Origin of the sequence: Prevotella sp. HMSC073D09, from assembly GCF_001814145.1 — a bacterium.
Taxonomy (GTDB): domain Bacteria; phylum Bacteroidota; class Bacteroidia; order Bacteroidales; family Bacteroidaceae; genus Prevotella; species Prevotella conceptionensis.
On the sequence record NZ_KV815091.1, the window covers coordinates 1 to 1,124 of the forward strand.

Consider the following 1,124-nt stretch of genomic DNA (forward strand, 5'->3'; position numbering starts at 1 on the left):
GATACCAAGGACGCAAGAAAAGAACGACCACCAATGTCATCTATGTCACAGACCGGCAAGGCATACCGCTTACCATGTCCACGCCTGTTTCGGGTTCTCACAACGACCTTCACTGCATCTCCGAGGTACTTCAGGGCTTGTTCGCAGGTATTGAGGAGTCAGGCTTGTCCGTATCGGGGCTCTTTCTCAATGCAGATGCCGGTTTTGACTCTGCACAATTCAGGCGGGATTACCTTCGGCAGGAGGTGTTCCCAAACGTCGCCTTCAATAAGCGGAGAGGAATGCACAGAGATGACGAGTTACTTGATGAACTGCTTTACAAGGAGAGATACAGCATTGAAAGGACCAATGCGTGGATGGACTCATACAGGAGCGTGCTCAACAGGTTCGATACCACACAAACCAGTTGGGAGGGATGGAACTATATCGCATTTATACTGATTTTTCTGAAAAAGATAAGGAAGAGGGAAAAGTCTAGATGACTTCATATCTCATACTTATCACTGGTTGCCGCAAGTATAGTATTTTCTCCCCCACCATTATGAGCATTGTAGTTATATGCTGCAACAAAATCCTTGACGAACTGAACATTAGGGATGTAAATACTTTTTTCCCTCTATAGCCCGTAAAGATATAAGTCTTTTGATTTCCGTTCTTATCTTGATAATGGATTACTATCCTTCTTCCATCTGTATCTAGGTACTTTATGGGATTTTCCGCACAATAGACGTACCCTCCAACATTATGATACTTCTCCGCCAACGGATCCACCCCATACCACAGACTCGTTACAGGATTCATATACCTTGCTCCATAATAGTACAACCCCGTCTCCTCGTCTAGCTCCTTGCCATTGAACTTGTACAGCATTTCCTCCGAGGACGAGTGTTCATCCACGAGCAGTTCGCCATAAGGCAGGTAGGCATCGAATTGCGTGATGTTGGCCTTGGCATCGGTGATATAAGAGGTGCTGCCGAGGTGGTCACTATGATAGAAGAAGATTTCCTCGGTGTTGGTTGTGTCCGAGGGGACATAGCCATAACCCGGCTGGGCATTGTCAGGGTCTTCGGGTTTCTGCCATTGAATGGGCGGACCGGGAACATCTCCTTTCTTGTTGAACTTCG

General features: G+C 46.7%; 2 protein-coding genes. One reads left to right on the plus strand and one right to left on the minus strand.

Going from position 1 to position 1,124, the window contains the following annotated elements; genetic code table 11:
- The coding region (locus HMPREF2955_RS07705; protein ID WP_139145511.1) for a transposase at positions 1-482 on the plus strand (482 nt) is incomplete at its 5' end.
- On the opposite strand, the gene HMPREF2955_RS07710 is transcribed toward HMPREF2955_RS07705, so the two are convergent.
- The coding region (locus tag HMPREF2955_RS07710; RefSeq protein ID WP_246830097.1) for an RHS repeat domain-containing protein at positions 475-1,124 on the minus strand (650 nt) is incomplete at its 5' end. The genes HMPREF2955_RS07705 and HMPREF2955_RS07710 overlap by 8 nt on opposite strands.